At 58.9% G+C, this 15,851-nt stretch carries 11 protein-coding genes, 1 tRNA gene and 2 pseudogenes; 9 read left to right on the top strand and 5 right to left on the bottom strand.

Going from position 1 to position 15,851, the window contains the following annotated elements:
* The first annotated feature begins 8 nt into the window (after positions 1-8).
* The 9 genes from icmH (at position 9) to K2O50_RS09875 (ending at position 12,617) form a co-directional block, all read left to right on the top strand.
* Positions 9-800, top strand: a complete 792-nt coding sequence (gene icmH / locus K2O50_RS09915; RefSeq protein WP_371263138.1) for a type IVB secretion system protein IcmH/DotU — start codon at positions 9-11, stop codon at positions 798-800.
* Positions 801-933: 133 nt separating this feature from the next.
* Complete coding sequence (locus K2O50_RS09910; RefSeq protein WP_050705290.1) at positions 934-1,449, top strand: Hcp family type VI secretion system effector; 516 nt, start codon at positions 934-936, stop codon at positions 1,447-1,449.
* 72 nt (positions 1,450-1,521) lie between these two features.
* Entirely contained in the window at positions 1,522-3,684 is a 2,163-nt protein-coding gene (locus K2O50_RS09905; RefSeq protein ID WP_050705289.1) for a type VI secretion system Vgr family protein, read from the top strand.
* Positions 3,681-4,601, top strand: a complete 921-nt coding sequence (locus K2O50_RS09900) for a DUF4123 domain-containing protein (protein ID WP_050705288.1) — start codon at positions 3,681-3,683, stop codon at positions 4,599-4,601. The genes K2O50_RS09905 and K2O50_RS09900 overlap by 4 nt, the downstream gene beginning before the upstream one ends.
* Positions 4,594-7,584, top strand: a complete 2,991-nt coding sequence (locus tag K2O50_RS09895; protein WP_220690008.1) for a T6SS effector BTH_I2691 family protein — start codon at positions 4,594-4,596, stop codon at positions 7,582-7,584. The genes K2O50_RS09900 and K2O50_RS09895 overlap by 8 nt, the downstream gene beginning before the upstream one ends.
* Positions 7,585-7,586: 2 nt before the next feature.
* Positions 7,587-8,480, top strand: a complete 894-nt coding sequence (locus K2O50_RS09890) for a DUF6708 domain-containing protein (protein WP_082337836.1) — start codon at positions 7,587-7,589, stop codon at positions 8,478-8,480.
* Entirely contained in the window at positions 8,477-11,467 is a 2,991-nt protein-coding gene (locus tag K2O50_RS09885; RefSeq protein ID WP_220690007.1) for a T6SS effector BTH_I2691 family protein, read from the top strand. Before K2O50_RS09890 ends, K2O50_RS09885 begins: the two co-directional genes overlap by 4 nt.
* A 2-nt stretch (positions 11,468-11,469) precedes the next feature.
* On the top strand, positions 11,470-12,363 hold the full coding sequence (locus tag K2O50_RS09880) for a DUF6708 domain-containing protein (protein ID WP_082337684.1): 894 nt from the start codon (positions 11,470-11,472) through the stop codon (positions 12,361-12,363).
* Positions 12,360-12,617, top strand: a complete 258-nt coding sequence (locus K2O50_RS09875) for a PAAR domain-containing protein (RefSeq protein WP_082337683.1) — start codon at positions 12,360-12,362, stop codon at positions 12,615-12,617. Before K2O50_RS09880 ends, K2O50_RS09875 begins: the two co-directional genes overlap by 4 nt.
* Before the next feature lie 80 nt (positions 12,618-12,697).
* Here K2O50_RS09875 and K2O50_RS09870 read toward each other — a convergent pair.
* The 5 genes and pseudogenes from K2O50_RS09870 to uvrC form a co-directional block, all read right to left on the bottom strand.
* A pseudogene (locus tag K2O50_RS09870) lies at positions 12,698-12,878 on the bottom strand (integrase core domain-containing protein); the annotation flags it as partial.
* Positions 12,863-13,157: pseudogene (locus K2O50_RS09865) on the bottom strand (Arm DNA-binding domain-containing protein); the annotation flags it as partial. The pseudogenes K2O50_RS09870 and K2O50_RS09865, both read right to left, overlap by 16 nt.
* Positions 13,158-13,289: 132 nt before the next feature.
* Positions 13,290-13,365 (bottom strand) — tRNA-Gly (locus K2O50_RS09860).
* A 64-nt stretch (positions 13,366-13,429) separates the two neighbouring features.
* Positions 13,430-13,990: a CDP-diacylglycerol--glycerol-3-phosphate 3-phosphatidyltransferase gene (gene pgsA, locus K2O50_RS09855; RefSeq protein WP_028692524.1), complete on the bottom strand. Its 561-nt coding sequence runs from the start codon at positions 13,988-13,990 to the stop codon at positions 13,430-13,432.
* A 33-nt stretch (positions 13,991-14,023) separates the two neighbouring features.
* Positions 14,024-15,847: an excinuclease ABC subunit UvrC gene (gene uvrC / locus K2O50_RS09850; RefSeq protein ID WP_050704747.1), complete on the bottom strand. Its 1,824-nt coding sequence runs from the start codon at positions 15,845-15,847 to the stop codon at positions 14,024-14,026.
* Positions 15,848-15,851: the final 4 nt, after the last annotated feature.

The following is a 15,851-nucleotide window of genomic DNA, read 5'->3' as shown; positions in this document are numbered from 1 at the left end:
TGCCATCGATGCTTGGAAAGTCTTTACCCACTGACGCCGTGGCCTGCGAGGCAACCACACCAAAGCCCACCCCTGTTTACAAGGGCTACCCCGCCGATCCCGACTTTCAGCTACGGGGCGGCTACGACAACCTGATGCTGGACGCAGCCACACCACTGCTTGGCCTGGTCATGCGTCTACGCACAATCGATGCGCTGCCCAACATCAAGGAAGTGCACCAACAGGTACGCAACCAGATTGAAAACATCCAGCAAGAGATGCGTCAGCATGGCTACGAGACCACGCAACTTCTGGCGTATTCGTACGGCCTTTGCCTGTTCATCGATGAAGCCGTGATGGAGAGGCCCTGGGGGCAGACCAGTTACTGGAGCCAAGAGCCCCTGCTCAGCATTTTCCACAGCGAAACGTTCGGCGGCGAAAAGATCTTCACCGTTATCTCGCGCCTGATGCAAGAGCCCCAGCGCTACAAGGACGTGCTGGAGTTCATGTACTTCACCCTGTGCCTGGGACTCAAAGGCAAGTACGCCCTCGCGCCCAAAGGCGAAGAAACGCTGAACACCCTCATTCACCAACTCCACGGAATCATCCGTGAACTACGAGGGCCCACGCCGACAACGGTCTGTGACCCCTACACCAACGTTGCCCCGCGCAACTTCCGCATGAATCGGCAGTGGCCCTGGTGGAGCCCATTGGTGATTTCCGCCATCGCCATGGCCACCGCCTACGGCATCTACAGCTACCGCCTGCACCTGATCACCAGCGAGGTGCTGCAGTCGCTCAACGGCATCTTGCAGCAATGAACAGCCGGCAGTCGGCACAACCGTATTCAACGAATTGACGCGGCGTTTGCCGCGTTGAAAAAGTCCATCGATTCCGATGGCCACGCTGCCGCTCATGCGCGTGCTTATCCACATGGACGCAGGAGAAACTGCCATGCCAACACCCGCTTACATCAAGATCGAAGGCCAGACCCAAGGCAACATCACCGCGGGCGCCTTCACCTCCGATTCGGTCGGCAACGTGTTTGTCGAGGGCCACGAAGACGAGATTCTGGTGCAAGAGATCAAGCACCAGGTGACCGTACCTACCGACCCGCAAAGTGGCCAACCTGCAGGCCAACGGGTCCACAAACCCTTCATCTTCACCAGCGCCCTGAACAAGGCGACACCGCTGATGTATCAGGCCCTGTCCAGCGGCGAAATGCTGCCGACCGTTGAAGTCAACTGGTACCGCACTTCGGTAGAGGGCAAGCAGGAGCACTTCTTCACCACCAAGCTGGAGGACGCCACCATCGTCGACATCAACACCACCTTGCCTCATGCACAGAACAAGGAGAACGCTGACTTCACCCAGTTGATCGAGGTCTCGATGTCGTACCGCAAGATCACCTGGACACACGTCACCGCTGGCACCGAAGGCTCCGACGACTGGCGTAAACCCGTCGTCTAACCCGGCTGAACATCCCTGGCAGGCAGGCCCTGCCGGGGGCGTTTGAACTCTCGGACGGCGGAAGGACTTTTCATGCCCAGCCAATCTGATTTGCGATACACCTTTGAGTCACTCGCTGGCAATGCCGAGTTTGAAGTGGTCTCGTTTGAACTCAAGGAAGAAATCAGCGCGCCTTTCACCCTTGAGCTGGAATTGATCAGCTTCGAGCCCGACATCGATTTCGGCCAACTGCTGGATAAACCCATCGTATTCACGATCTGGGATGACAATGGTCCGCTGCGCCACGTGCATGGGCTGGTCAGCCGATTCAGCCAGGGTGAAAGCGGCTTTTACCGTACCTACTACCACGCCTTGGTCGAGCCCATCCTGGCCCGCGCCGGACTGCGCTCGAACTGGCGCATCTTTCAGCAAAAGACCGTCCCGCAGATTATTGAACTGATGCTTCAGCGTCAGGGCATCGATCAATACGAGCTTCGCGCAAGCCTGGACCACCAGGTGCGCGAATTCTGCGTGCAGGCGGGCGAGACCGACCTCGACTTCATCGCCCGATTGGCGGCTGAAGAGGGCTTCGTCTATCGCTTCGAGCACAGTGAAAAACTGCATAAGTTGATCATCACGGATCAACTGCAATCCCTTGGGTTGATCAGCCATGACGCGCTCAAGACCGACAACGATGACCTCTTCGATGGCGAGGACGTTATCGATCCCAACACCGTCCTGTATCAATCCAACAGTGGCGGCGATCAAGCCAGGCCTTGCCTAAGGCGCTTGCGCTACAGCGAGCAGGTCCGAACCTCGCGACAGGTCCAGCGCGACTACACCTTCACTCACCCGGCGTATCGCCAGGAACACCGTGCTTACGGCCCTTTCCTGGAACACCAGTCCACCGAGTACGAGCGCTTCGACTATCCCGGCCGCTACAAACGCGATGTCGTGGGCAAACCGTTTACCGAAAACCGGATCACTGCCCTGCGTCATGATGTGCGCATTGCAGAAGTTCAGGGCGATGACGTCAGGCTGCAGCCTGGGCTCAGCTTCACGCTCACAGGCCACCCACGTGATGATCTGAATGCGCATTGGCGCGTGAACAGCGTGGTTCACAAGGGCAGCCAGTTCACCAGTCTGCAGGAAGAAGCCGCTGGCCTCGACCAGAGCACGCACTACGAGCAAACCGCTCAGCTGGTACCCGGCAGAACCGAGTGGCGCCCTGCTCCGCTCAAAAAGCCCCGCGTCGACGGTCCTCACATGGCTACCGTGGTCGGGCCGTCCGGTGAGGAGATCTATTGCGACGAATGGGGCCGGGTCAAGGTCAGCTTTCCCTGGGACCGGGAGAGCAACAACAACGAGTTCAGCTCCTGCTGGGTCCGGGTATCCCAAGGCTGGGCAGGTGGCAGCTGGGGCTCGATGGCCATCCCGCGGATCGGCCAGGACGTGATCATCCAGTACGTCAACGGCGACCCCGACCAGCCGATGATCACCGGGCGCACCTATTGCGGTAACCAGTTGCCGCCGTATGACCTGCCCGATCACAAGACCCGTATGACCATTAAAAGTCAGACTCATAAGGGGGATGGTTTCAATGAGTTGCGTTTCGAGGATGAGTTGGGTCGGCAAGAGGTGTTCATCCATGCCGAGAAGGACCAGAACAACGTCGTCAAGCACAACGAAACCACCTTTGTCGGCAACAACCGCAGTGAACAGGTCGATCATGACGAGACGCTCAGTATTGGGCATGACCGCAGCCAAACGGTGGGCAATGATGAGCGGGTCCGGATTGGCCAGGATACGTTTGTCGATATAGGCCGAAATCAGAAAATAAACATCGCCAAAGACCGCATAGAGGCCGTCGGCAATCATCGCCACGACCAGATCACAGCCAATCACCACATCAGCGTCGGCGGCAATCTTGAGCAGCAGGTCGAGGGCCATGCAGAGCTGGAGGCGGGACTGGAAATCCGCAGGCGCACCCGACGCTACGACCTTCGAACAGCGGAAGCTGTGATCATCCAAGGGCCTGGAGGCTCCATCCGGATTGATGACACGGGCATCACCCTGGACAGCCCGAACCTACACATCAACGGCGTCCTGCTCCAATCTCCAAGCGGTAGCACCAACCCCTTTTCCATCAGCAGCGCACCCATCACTGGCAAACCTCTGGACCGCCTATGCGGGCGGCGCCCCGATGGCACCTGCCCGTTGCCCGACTGCCGCTGTATCAAAGGGCCAGTCCAATGAATACAACACCCTCGCATCTGTCCGGCGAATCTCTCGGACATCCTTATCGCTTTTTGCTGCTCATGACTTGCGAGCTCGAGTACTGGGCCTACCGGCCCATACCGCAAGAAGGCGAATTGGTGCCGGCCTATGCTCCATCAGTACTCGACCTCATCCATAACGTCAGCCGAAATACTCAACATGCATGGCTATGGAAGCGCAGCGCGCTGGACGACCGCCACGAATTTGGCCCTTTGCTGGTCGACGTTTCAGAAGCGCCCGAACTGCTTGCCCATGCAATCACCACCTGGATGCCCGTTGGAGGGGCCATAGCACTGGATAGCGAAGCTTGCCTCGCAGTGCTAGCGGACCACTTCACCAGCCTTACTCAGGTCACGCTCCCGGATCAGGGAGCAGCCAATTTTTACTTCAAGCCGGATCATCTTGCAGCCTGGCTCGATGCATTGGACGGCGATCATCGCGCCACCTGGCTTGGGCCTGTGTCGTCACTGGCCTGGCGAGTCAACTGGGGGCCGGCCCATGAATGGAAAACACACGAACGCACCCCGACTACTGCCCGCCTGATATCGCAAGCACCGCTGCGCCTTCGCGTACATGAACTGGACCGGCTGCACGCAGGTATACGCGAGCACTTCATCCTCACGCTGGCGCACGAAGTCTTGGCCATGCCACCCCATGCCGCCCAAACGTTAGCCGCCATTAGGAAATGGATTGAAGCCCTGTTGCCGCAGCTGAAGTCACTCAACTTTCGCGACGAGGAAACCGCAGGTCAGTTCATTCGGCTGATGGCCGGGCACATGTGGCTGATGAGCAGTGACCAGGCTACGAAGATCTACACCAACCTCAACGAGTCGCCCCAGGCCCGTCTTCGCGAGCTGCACGCACTGGTCCAAATCAAGGAATCCCCCCATGACTAGCCCCGCCGTCGGCAGCGCCACCTCCGGGCCCGCCTGCAGCCCACGCGTGCCCATCCTGCCAGTGCGCTATGCAATCGTGCCGCGTACGGGCGATGCCCCTGCCTGTCGCTACGCAGGCGCAGGCTTCAACCTGGAACAAGGCTTCGCCCCGCTGCAGCACTCGTCCTACACCCTGCGCGCACTGCGCCCAGGCTACATCTACGTGTTCATGAAAGGTTCTCAGGGCGAAAAACTGGTCATTCATGAGTACGACGGCGAAGGACGCTACCAGGAGCTGCGCTACCAGGGCCTGGAAGGCTACCACTTGCGCGAACGCTACCTGTCCAGCCAGAGCATGGGCTGGGTATGGGCCGACACCCGCCCGGACACCGCCAAGGAAGTGTGGATTGGCTACAGCCCGCACCTGTGGACCAACGCCACGACTGCCCGCATCACCGCTTCAGCAGCCCTGCGCAAACGGCATATGCGCCAGCTGGACATGGCCGAGCTGATTGCCGGCAACCCAGCCCCCTCCACCCAGCCCCATGTACTGCCGCTCAGTGCGCTGCAAAACTGGGTCGAAGACTACAAACCGACAAGCCGGCGTATGTCCCTGACCTGGAGCAGCCACGCGTCCACAACCACCTTGTCCGTCGGTAGGCTCAACGCCATTGCCCGGGACTATCCCAGCACCCAGCCGAAAGTACCGGTGGTGGTGGCGCTGGCGGATGCTGAAGGCGTGGCCCTGGACCTGAGCCTGTCGGTCTCGGCCTACCAGCACCAACTGCACGACCTGATGCCCGCCGAGCAACTGGAACACACCAAACCTGCACAAGGCTCCGAGCAGGCAGGCGTACCGGCGTGCTACCAGCTCGATGCCGAACGGCTCAGCCAGCAGAGCCGTGATTTTCACCATCGCAACCTGGTCGCCCTGTTGCTGAACAAAACCCTGGAGACGATGTATCCAGCGGATATGCCCACTACCGAAGTGGTCGAGACAAGGCTGCAGTCCACCCGCACAGGACGCCCTCTCCCCCCGGCCGAGGCACGTTATCGGGCCCTCACTCACGAGGACTATTCCCCGAACGGTGCGCGTTTGGCGCTGCGCATCGATACCGACAAATACCTGCAGTTCCTCGCCGAACGTGATGAGCTGGAACAGCGTATTGCAGGCCTGCGCAACCTTGCCCTGCAAGCCAGTCATGATCACGACGCGTGGCTGGCCACGGCCGAAGCTGCGCATATCGATGACCCCTACAGCCTGGCCGCCGCACTGGCGTGCTATGACCGCAACGAACGCATCTCGGCCCGTGGCCTGGAAATCGCCCTGGCCCTGCTGATTTACCCGATGGGCCAGCCGGCACCCGGTACCGAAGACCAAGATCGGCGCTTCAAACGCCTGGAACAGTGGCTGGACCAGCACGACAGCCCGCTCTACACCGCCCTGGCGCCGTTCAACCCCTTCAAGGACAAAGCCGATGCGGCCGGCAGTGTGCTGGGTGGCAGCGACAATGTCATCGAAGGGCTGGCCGGGCGTTTTCCGGCCATTGCCGACATCACCGATCTCACGGCCCAGTCCGTCAACGCCGTGGTGCTCAAACGCCTGCGTGGCCAGACCCGCTGGGATGCCAGCCATACCCTGCGTCAGCAAGTACTGCTGGCGGCGCGTGAGGCCAATGCCGAGAAAGCGCTGGGGCTGTTGGCGGCGCGTTACCAGATCACCGACCAGGCCATCCGGGAAAACCCGTTCAGCCAGGAGGTGGAGCGGTATTTGAAGAGCGGCATGGCGCAGGTTGAGGAAATGAAGCGGCTGCGTATTTCGGGCAATCGGACGGTGGCGGTTGAGCTGACCACCACTGCGAGGGTTAAACCCAACTTGCTCGGGTTGCTTACGTCGGGCGGAGGCGGTGGTCTGAACGCCGGAATGCTGTGGTTCAACGTGATCTCGCTGAAGACGGCTTATAACAGCCTGCAGAAAAGCAATGCGCCGGAATACACCTTGGGGTTTGCGGCATCGATTTTCGGGGTGATCGGTGCGGCTGCGGCGACATTGGTTAGCGTACGCGCAACGCAGAAGGCGGTGATGCTGAGATTGAGTTCGACGGCGCCGGGGATGGCGTTTGGTAACGGCGTAATCAAGTTTTTGGGGAGCAATCTGTTTGCACGATTATCCGGTTACCCAGCAATTTTTCTAGGATTCGCTTCAGACTTTCAAAAATCAAAAAGACAAAAACGACACGGCAACACTGAAGCATCTGATTTGACACTTTATGGCGGAAGCGCTGTCGCGGCAGGCTCCGTTTTAGTATTGGAGGGCGGACTCGCGATTGCGGGAGTAACATCAGTTGTACCCTTTGCCGGATGGGGCGCAGCAGCACTTGTACTCTTGGGAGCAGTGATCATCGCTGGAGGCTTATACCTTCACGCCAAGTCGTATGAACACCTCCATACCCCTATCGAACTGTGGGCAGCAAGGAGCATATTCGGCAATCGTAAAAACGATGGAGAGGTTCATCCCGAAGTCGTTCTGGATCATGAAAAAAAACTTCCTACATTCCCGTCTCTGCAAGACGAACTTAAAGCCTGGCACGATGAGCATTACGGACCAAGGTTAATAACCGCAGAAGAAGCGCGATCCTTTGGTATAACCAGGGTCGACAGTGGTTGGCATGAAAATAAATATTGGGCACCAGCAAACTGGACTGCCATCACCCATAACGAAGTCACCACTACACAACCCACCGTGGAATTCACAGTATTCCTACCGGGCTTCATCGTAGGCACAAGCGAATGGTCAGGTAGCTTGAGCAGTCTTCGTGAAGACGGAGAAATGATCGTCTTTCCACTTACCGCTATTTGCTACGTCGTAGGCGCCGGCTTAATTCTGAACTTTAAAAATACGGTCAACAACCAAAACCATGCCTCACTGCATCTAGCCTATATTTCCAACCAAGGCTTGAGTGGAGACAACGAGGTTACTTCAATTTTTCGTCTCGAGCGCTAATCATGGCAGTCATATGGATATTCAATAAAAACTCAAACTCCGGATACAAACCAGCAATTACCGGACAGCTAGAAAATTTGTCCGCAGACACATTAACCTTGCGAAACCCGTGGGTATCCGACTCTGTATTTATGGCAAAACTATACACTGCCATGACACTAGCCCTGGCTCTTTTCTTCTATCCCGACATTGCAGACCCCGAATACAGACCCATACTACTAGAACGCGTCGAGTCCGTAATGCAGTATATTTTTGCACCACTAATATTCACACCATTCCTCGCCTATAGAATCTATTTCATAAAAAACCTTTCAAACTTCCATTTCAGCCGCTCAACCCAAAAAATCCTATACCAGCGCGGTAAAAAACTTATCACTTTTGACTGGAACAAGACCTATGGTGGCGTATTCAAACGCACTGAATTTGGAGGCTCATCCTTTAGCACCAGTTATGCACTTGCCTTCGCCCCACCTAGAGAGGATGGCAGCCTGCACCAGAAAGATTGCTTATGGGTCGACAGCAACGAACCCACTGAATCCGACAGCAAACACGTCGCCGAAGTCTGGGAATACCTTCGCCAGTTCATGAACCACGGCCCGGCCAAACTCCCTCCTCCCGGCGAACCCAACTGGTGGCACCGGCCACTTCATGCCATCTGCCTGACCCCGGCAGAAGCCTGGCGCCACTACGCCCCCTGGCGAACCGGCGAGCCCGGAGAACTGCAGGGCAAGAAGAACTGGCAACTGCCGTTCTGGGCCGTGTTGTTCCCTTACAACCTCGGCCTCGCCCTCTGCTGGTATGGCGTCTGCCGACTCTTCAATGTCCGGGCAGCACCGCCTCCGCCTGAGGCCTTCGAGCAACCCCCAGTGCGCTCAACCAAAAGGCAGCGTAAATGACCGACGTTTCTGCCAACAGCGCCACCTCCGGCCCTGCCTGCAGCCCACGCGTGCCCATCCTGCCGGTGCGCTATGCCATCGTGCCGCGTACAGGCGATGCCCCGGCCTGTCGCTACGCAGGCGCAGGCTTCAACCTGGAACAAGGCTTCGCCCCGCTGCAGCACTCGTCCTACACCCTGCGCGCGCTGCGCCCAGGCTACATCTACGTGTTCATGAAAGGTCCTCAGGGCGAAAAACTGGTCATTCATGAGTACGACGGCGAAGGACGCTACCAGGAGCTGCGCTACCAGGGCCTGGAAGGCTACCACTTGCGCGAACGCTACCTGTCCAACCAGAGCATGGGCTGGGTATGGGCCGACACCAGCCCGGACACCGCCAAGGAAGTGTGGATCGGCTACAGCCCGCACCTGTGGACCAACGCCACGACTGCCCGCATCACTGCTTCAGCAGCCCTGCGCAAACGGCATATGCGCCAGCTGGACATGGTCGAGCTGATTGCCGGCAACCCAGCCCCCTCCACCCAGCCCCATGTGCTGCCGCTCAGTGCGTTGCAAAACTGGGTCGAAGACTACAAACCGACAAGCCGGCGTATGTCCCTGACCTGGAGCAGCCACGCGTCCACAACCACCTTGTCCGTCGGTAGGCTCAACGCCATTGCCCGGGACTATCCCAGCACCCAGCCGAAAGTACCGGTGGTGGTGGCGCTGGCGGATGCTGAAGGCGTGGCCCTGGACCTGAGCCTGTCGGTCTCGGCCTACCAGCACCAACTGCACGACCTGATGCCCGCCGAGCAACTGGAACACACCAAACCTGCACAAGGCTCCGAGCAGGCAGGCGTACCGGCGTGCTACCAGCTCGATGCCGAACGGCTCAGCCAGCAGAGCCGTGATTTTCACCATCGCAACCTGGTCGCCCTGTTGCTGAACAAAACCCTGGAGACGATGTACCCGGCGGATATGCCCGCTACCGAAGTGGTCGAAATAAGACTGCAGTCCACCCGCACCGGACGTCCTCTCCCCCCGGCCGAGGCACGTTACCGGGCCCTCACTCACGAGGACTATTCCCCGAACGGTGCGCGTTTGGCGCTGCGCATCGATACCGACAAATACCTGCGGTTCCTCGCCGAACGCGATGAGCTGGAGCAGCGCATTGCAGGCCTGCGCAACCTTGCCCTGCAAGCCAGTCATGATCACGACGCGTGGCTGGCCACGGCCGAAGCTGCGCATATCGATGACCCCTACAGCCTGGCCGCCGCACTGGCGTGCTATGACCGCAACGAACGCATCTCGGCCCGTGGCCTGGAAATCGCCCTGGCCCTGCTGATTTACCCGATGGGCCAGCCGGCACCCGGTACCGAAGACCAAGATCGGCGCTTCAAACGCCTGGAACAGTGGCTGGACCAGCACGACAGCCCGCTCTACACCGCCCTGGCGCCGTTCAACCCCTTCAAGGACAAAGCCGATGCGGCCGGCAGTGTGCTGGGTGGCAGCGACAATGTCATCGAAGGGCTGGCCGGGCGTTTTCCGGCCATTGCCGACATCACCGATCTCACGGCCCAGTCCGTCAACGCCGTGGTGCTCAAACGCCTGCGTGGCCAGACCCGCTGGGATGCCAGCCATACCCTGCGTCAGCAAGTACTGCTGGCGGCGCGTGAGGCCAATGCCGAGAAAGCGCTGGGGCTGTTGGCGGCGCGTTACCAGATCACCGACCAGGCCATCCGGGAAAACCCGTTCAGCCAGGAGGTGGAGCGGTATTTGAAGAGCGGCATGGCGCAGGTTGAGGAAATGAAGCGGCTGCGTATTTCGGGCAATCGGACGGTGGCGGTTGAGTTGACCACCACTGCGCGGGTTAAACCCAACTTGCTCGGGTTGCTTACGTCGGGCGGAGGCGGTGGTCTGAACGCCGGAATGCTGTGGTTCAACGTGATCTCGCTGAAGACGGCTTATAACAGCCTGCAGAAAAGCAATGCGCCGGAATACACCTTGGGGTTTGCGGCATCGATTTTCGGGGTGATCGGTGCGGCTGCGGCGACATTGGTTAGCGTACGCGCAACGCAGAAGGCGGTGATGCTGAGATTGAGTTCGACGGCGCCGGGGATGGCGTTTGGTAACGGCGTAATCAAGTTCTTGGGGAGCAATCTGTTTGCACGATTATCCGGTTACCCAGCAATTTTTCTAGGACTCGCTTCAGACGTTGAAAAATCCGACAGACAGAAACTACATGGTAACCCTGAAGCATCTAACTTGACACTTTATGGCGGAAGCGCTGTCGCGGCAGGCTCCGTTTTAGTACTGGAGGGCGGACTCGCGGTTGCGGGAGTAACATCAGTTGTACCCTTTGCCGGGTGGGGAGCAGCAGCGCTTGTACTCCTGGGAGCAGTGATCATCGCTGGAGGCTTATACCTTCACGCCAAGTCGCATGAACACCTCCATACCCCTATCGAACTGTGGGCAGCAAGGAGCATATTCGGCAATCGTAAAAACGATGGAGAGGTGCATCCCGAAGTCGTTCTGGATCATGAAAAAAAACTTCCTACATTCCCGTCTCTGCAAGACGACCTTAAAGCCTGGCACGATGAGCATTACAGGCCAAGGTTAATATCCGCAGAAGAAGCACGATCCTTTGGTATAACCGGGGTCGACAGCTGTTGGCATGAAAACAATTATTGGGCACCAGCAAACTGGACTGCCATCACCCATAACGAAGTCACCACTACACAACCCACCGTGGAATTCACAGTATTCCTACCGGGATTCATCGTAGGCACAAGCGAATGGTCAGGTAGCTTGAGCAGTCTTCGTGAAGACGGAGAAATGATCGTCTTTCCACTTACCGCTATTTGCTACGTCGTAGGCGCCGGCTTAATTCTGAACTTTAAAAATACGATCAACAACCAAAACCATGCCTCACTGCATCTAGCCTATATTTCCAACCAAGGCTTGAGTGAAGATAACGAGGTTACTTCAATTTTTCGTCTCGAGCGCTAATCATGGCAGTCATATGGATATTCAATAAAAACTCAAACTCCGGACACAAACCAGCAATCACTGGACAGCTAGAAAATTTGTCCGCAGACACATTAATCTTGCGAAACCCGTGGGTATCCGACTCTGTATTCATGGGGAAACTATACACTGCCATGACACTACTACTAGCCATTTATTTTTACCCAAGAATTGCAAACCCTGAATACAGAGACATGTTATTAGCAAGCACGCACTCAATAGCTCAGTACATAGTCATACCATTCATATTCACACCATTCCTCGCCTATAGAATCTATTTTATAAAAAAACTTTCAAACTTCTATTTCAGCCGCTCAACCAAAAAAATCCTGTACCAGCGCGGCAAAAAACTTATCACTTTTGACTGGAACAAGACCCATGGAGGCGTATTCAAACGCACCGAATTTGGAGGCTCATCCTTTAGCACCAGTTATGCACTTGCCTTCGCCCCACCTAGAGAGGATGGCAGCCTGCACCAGAAAGATTGCTTATGGGTCGACAGCAACGAACCCACTGAATCCGACATCAAACATGTCGCCGAAGTCTGGGAATACCTTCGCCAGTTCATGAACCACGGCCCGGCCAAACTCCCACCTCCCGGCGAATCCAACTGGTGGTACCGACCGCTTCATGCCATCTGCCTGACCCCGGCGGAAGCCTGGCGCCACTACGCCCCCTGGCGAACCGGCGAGCCCGGAGAAATGCAGGGCAAGAAAAACTGGCAACTGCCGTTCTGGGCCGTGTTGTTCCCTTACAACTTCGGCCTCGCCCTCTGCTGGTATGGCGTCTGCCGACTCTTCAATGTCCGGGCAGCACCGCCTCCGCCAGAGGCCTTCGACGAAGCCCCTGTTCAACTAAAAAAAGGAAAGCGCAAATGAAACCCATCGTACTCGTAGGCCATCGTCATAGTTGCCCTATCCATGGCGAAGGCACCGTAGAAACAGGCGCAAGCGCAGCATTCGTGGCTGGCAGGGCAATAGCACGCGTCGGCGACCGAATCAGTTGTGGCGCTGTCATCGAAACCGGTGCTGGCAGCACGATCATCGAGGGCCAACCGGCGGCAAGGGAGGGAGACACCACCAGCCATGGCGGAACCTTGGTCGAGGGTGATCCGGGTTGGCTGATTGATTGACAGCAAAACCGGCAGATGGCTTTGACAATCTCTAGCCCTGAAATAGGTTTACACCTGCTCAGGTAGGCCGATAGGCCATAAAACGCCCGATGCACGCATCGGGTGTTTTGTTTTTCAGGGCCATTGAAGCCGCTCTGTGTTGTAGATCTGCACGGCTTCAGCAACCATCTTCCTTGCCTGTTCCAGATTTTCAGGGCTACTTAGCAGCAGCTCTGTTTTGAGAATTCCATTGATGCGCTCAGCTAGGTGTTCTGCTCTGCAAGGTTATGGGTGCGGCGCTGATGCCGACGATGCGTGCAAGGGTTGGTGCCTTGGGCGATCAGCCGCCGCGCTTCATCGCGCAGTGAGCGCGCCTGACACAGGCCGACTTCGGGGTAGGTGCCAAGGGATGCGATTTTGCTTGCTGGCCCATAAGTAGCGGAAATGCCAAGATTTTCCGCCAGCCCCGCTCACGCCGAGTGAAAGGCCGTCGCTATCGCCGAGGGTGTAGTTCTTGCCGGTGGCCTTGGCCTGGCGAACGGTTGCATTTGAGAGTGCCATGTACGAGCTCCCGAACACGAAAAAGTCCGGATGCCCATGGATCAAAGTGGTTTTGACTGGAACGAAAAAAGACGCCGAAGCGTCTTTTTTCAATGATCTAAAGATTTCCATGGAATTCTGTAGATCGATATTTGGAGCGGGAAACGAGACTCGAACTCGCGACCCCGACCTTGGCAAGGTCGTGCTCTACCAACTGAGCTATTCCCGCGTCGTGATGGGTGCCATTCTAGCGATTTCCAGAACGGCGTCAACCCCTTGATTCAAAAAAACTTTTACTTCTGCTCCGAACCTTCGCGCAGGTGCGGCCAGGCGGCCAGCAGGTAGTGCACCATCGAGATCAAGGTCAGGCCCGCCGCCACCAGCAGCAGCCCGTAGCCCAGCACCACCCAGAAGGTCAGCAGCGGCGGGTTGGCCAGCAGGATCACCAGCGCCAGCATCTGCGCGGCGGTCTTCCACTTGCCCAGGTTCGACACCGCCACGTGGGCGCGGGCGCCGAGCTCGGCCATCCACTCGCGCAGCGCCGAGACGACGATCTCGCGGCCGATGATCACCGCCGCCGGCAGCGTCAGCCAGAAGTTGGCGTGCACCTGCACCAGCAGGACCAGGGCCACGGCGACCATCAGCTTGTCGGCCACCGGGTCGAGGAAGGCGCCGAACGGGGTGCTCTGCTGCAACCGACGCGCCAGGTAGCCGTCGAGCCAGTCGGTGGCGGCGGCGATGGCGAACACCGTGCTGGCGGCCATGTAGCTCCAGTGATAGGGCACATAGAACAGCAGGATGAAGATCGGGATGAGCAGGACGCGTAGAACGGTGAGCAGGTTTGGAATATTCATCGGTACGACTGGCTGCGAGTTGAACCCGGCATTCTACTCGCTATGCAGGCTGGCATAAATCGACTCGGCAAGCTTTTTACTGATGCCGGGGGCTTTGGCGATCTCGTCGACACTGGCGCGGTTGAGCTCCTGCAGGCCGCCGAAATGTTTCAGCAGGTCGCGACGGCGCTTGGGCCCGACCCCGGCGACGTCCTCCAGGCTCGAGGTGCGCCGGGCCTTGCCGCGCCGGGCGCGGTGGCCGGTGATGGCGAAGCGGTGGGCTTCGTCGCGGATCTGCTGGATCAGGTGCAAGGCCGGCGAGTCGCCCTTGAGGGTGAACTCGTGGGCCACGTCGTTCAGGTACAGGGTCTCGAAACCGGCCTTGCGGGTCACGCCCTTGGCCACGCCCAGCAGCGTCAGGTCAGCAAAGCCCAGTTCCTGCATCACGTCGCGGGCCATGTTCAGCTGGCCCTTGCCGCCGTCCACGAGCAGCACGTCAGGTAGCTTGCCTTCGCCGTCCTTGATCCGCCCATAGCGGCGCTGCAAGGCCTGGTGCATGGCCGCGTAGTCGTCGCCAGCGGTGACGCCCTCGATATTGAAGCGGCGGTAGTCGGACTTGAGCGGGCCTTCGGGGCCGAACACCACGCAGCTGGCCACGGTGGCTTCGCCGCTGGAGTGGCTGATGTCGTAGCACTCCAGGCGCTGCGGCACCTCGTCCAGGTCGAGCACCTGGGCCAGCGCCTCGAAGCGCGCGGCCATGTGCTGGCGGTTGGCCAGGCGGGCGTTGAGGGCCTGCTCGGCGTTGGTCACCGCCAGCTGCTGCCAGCGCGCGCGGGTGCCGCGCACCCGGTGGCTGATGCTGATTTCGCGGCCGCGCAGGGTCTGCAGCGCCTCGCTGATGGCGGCGAAGTCGTCGTGCACCACGTTGACGATCAGCTCGCCCGGCAGCTCGCGCTCGGCGTTGCCCAGGTAGTACTGGGACAGGAACGCGGCCATGACCTCGGCCACCTCCTCCTCGATGCCCACCTGGGGGAAGAAGTTCTTGCTGCCCAGCACCCGGCCGCCACGCACGCTGATCAGGTGCACGCAGGCACCGCCCGGGTTGACGAAAGCCGCCACCACGTCGACATCGCCGGAGCCGCCCTCCATGTACTGCTGGTCCTGGACCCGGCGCAGCAGGGCGATCTGGTCGCGCAGCTCGGCGGCCTTCTCGAAGTTCAGGGCCATGGCGGCCTTTTCCATCTCGGCGCTGAGCTCGTTGCCCAACTGCTGGCTGCGGCCTTCGAGGAACATCACCGAGTGGCGCACGTCCTCGGCGTATTCCTCGGCGGCGACCAGCCCCACGCACGGCCCCTTGCAGCGCTTGATCTGGTACTGCAGGCACGGGCGGGTGCGGTTGGCGTAGTAGCTGTCCTCGCACTGGCGCACCGAGAACGCCTTCTGCAACAGGCTCAGGCTCTCGCGGATGGCACCGGCGCTGGGGTACGGGCCGAAATAGCGGCCCTTGGCCTTCTTCGCGCCGCGGTGGATGCCCAGGCGCGGGAACTCACCGTCGGACAGGAACACGTACGGGTAGGACTTATCGTCGCGCAGCAGGATGTTGTAGGGCGGCCGCCATTCCTTGATCAGCGTCTGCTCGAGCAGCAGCGCCTCGGTCTCGTTGGCGGTGATGGTGGTTTCGACCTGGGCGATGCGCCCCACCAGGGCAGCCGTCTTCGGCGCCAGCCCGGTCTTGCGAAAATAGCTGGCCAGGCGCTTCTTGAGGTTCTTGGCCTTGCCCACGTACAGCAGCCGGGCCTCGGCGTCGAACATCCGGTACACGCCCGGGCGACCGCTGCAGGTCGCCAGGAACGCGCTTGCATCAAAAGGTTGTGACATGAGG

Source organism: Pseudomonas sp. 2hn (assembly GCF_019646095.1).
GTDB classification, from domain to species: domain Bacteria; phylum Pseudomonadota; class Gammaproteobacteria; order Pseudomonadales; family Pseudomonadaceae; genus Aquipseudomonas; species Aquipseudomonas peradeniyensis.
Note: the sequence above shows the minus strand (reverse complement) of the source record. Positions and strands in the feature narration are given on the sequence as shown.

What these genes read in the sequence shown, in the direction of transcription:
- K2O50_RS09895 (WP_220690008.1), top strand. Translation starts at nt 4,594, where the DNA reads ATGACTAGCCCCGCCGTCGGCAGCGCCACCTCCGGGCCCGCCTGCAGC.
- K2O50_RS09900 (WP_050705288.1), top strand. Translation starts at nt 3,681, where the DNA reads ATGAATACAACACCCTCGCATCTGTCCGGCGAATCTCTCGGACATCCT.
- K2O50_RS09880 (WP_082337684.1), top strand. Translation starts at nt 11,470, where the DNA reads ATGGCAGTCATATGGATATTCAATAAAAACTCAAACTCCGGACACAAA.
- K2O50_RS09910 (WP_050705290.1), top strand. Translation starts at nt 934, where the DNA reads ATGCCAACACCCGCTTACATCAAGATCGAAGGCCAGACCCAAGGCAAC.
- K2O50_RS09875 (WP_082337683.1), top strand. Translation starts at nt 12,360, where the DNA reads ATGAAACCCATCGTACTCGTAGGCCATCGTCATAGTTGCCCTATCCAT.
- K2O50_RS09905 (WP_050705289.1), top strand. Translation starts at nt 1,522, where the DNA reads ATGCCCAGCCAATCTGATTTGCGATACACCTTTGAGTCACTCGCTGGC.
- K2O50_RS09885 (WP_220690007.1), top strand. Translation starts at nt 8,477, where the DNA reads ATGACCGACGTTTCTGCCAACAGCGCCACCTCCGGCCCTGCCTGCAGC.
- uvrC (WP_050704747.1), bottom strand. Translation starts at nt 15,847, where the DNA reads ATGTCACAACCTTTTGATGCAAGCGCGTTCCTGGCGACCTGCAGCGGT.
- pgsA (WP_028692524.1), bottom strand. Translation starts at nt 13,990, where the DNA reads ATGAATATTCCAAACCTGCTCACCGTTCTACGCGTCCTGCTCATCCCG.
- icmH (WP_371263138.1), top strand. Translation starts at nt 9, where the DNA reads ATGCTTGGAAAGTCTTTACCCACTGACGCCGTGGCCTGCGAGGCAACC.
- K2O50_RS09890 (WP_082337836.1), top strand. Translation starts at nt 7,587, where the DNA reads ATGGCAGTCATATGGATATTCAATAAAAACTCAAACTCCGGATACAAA.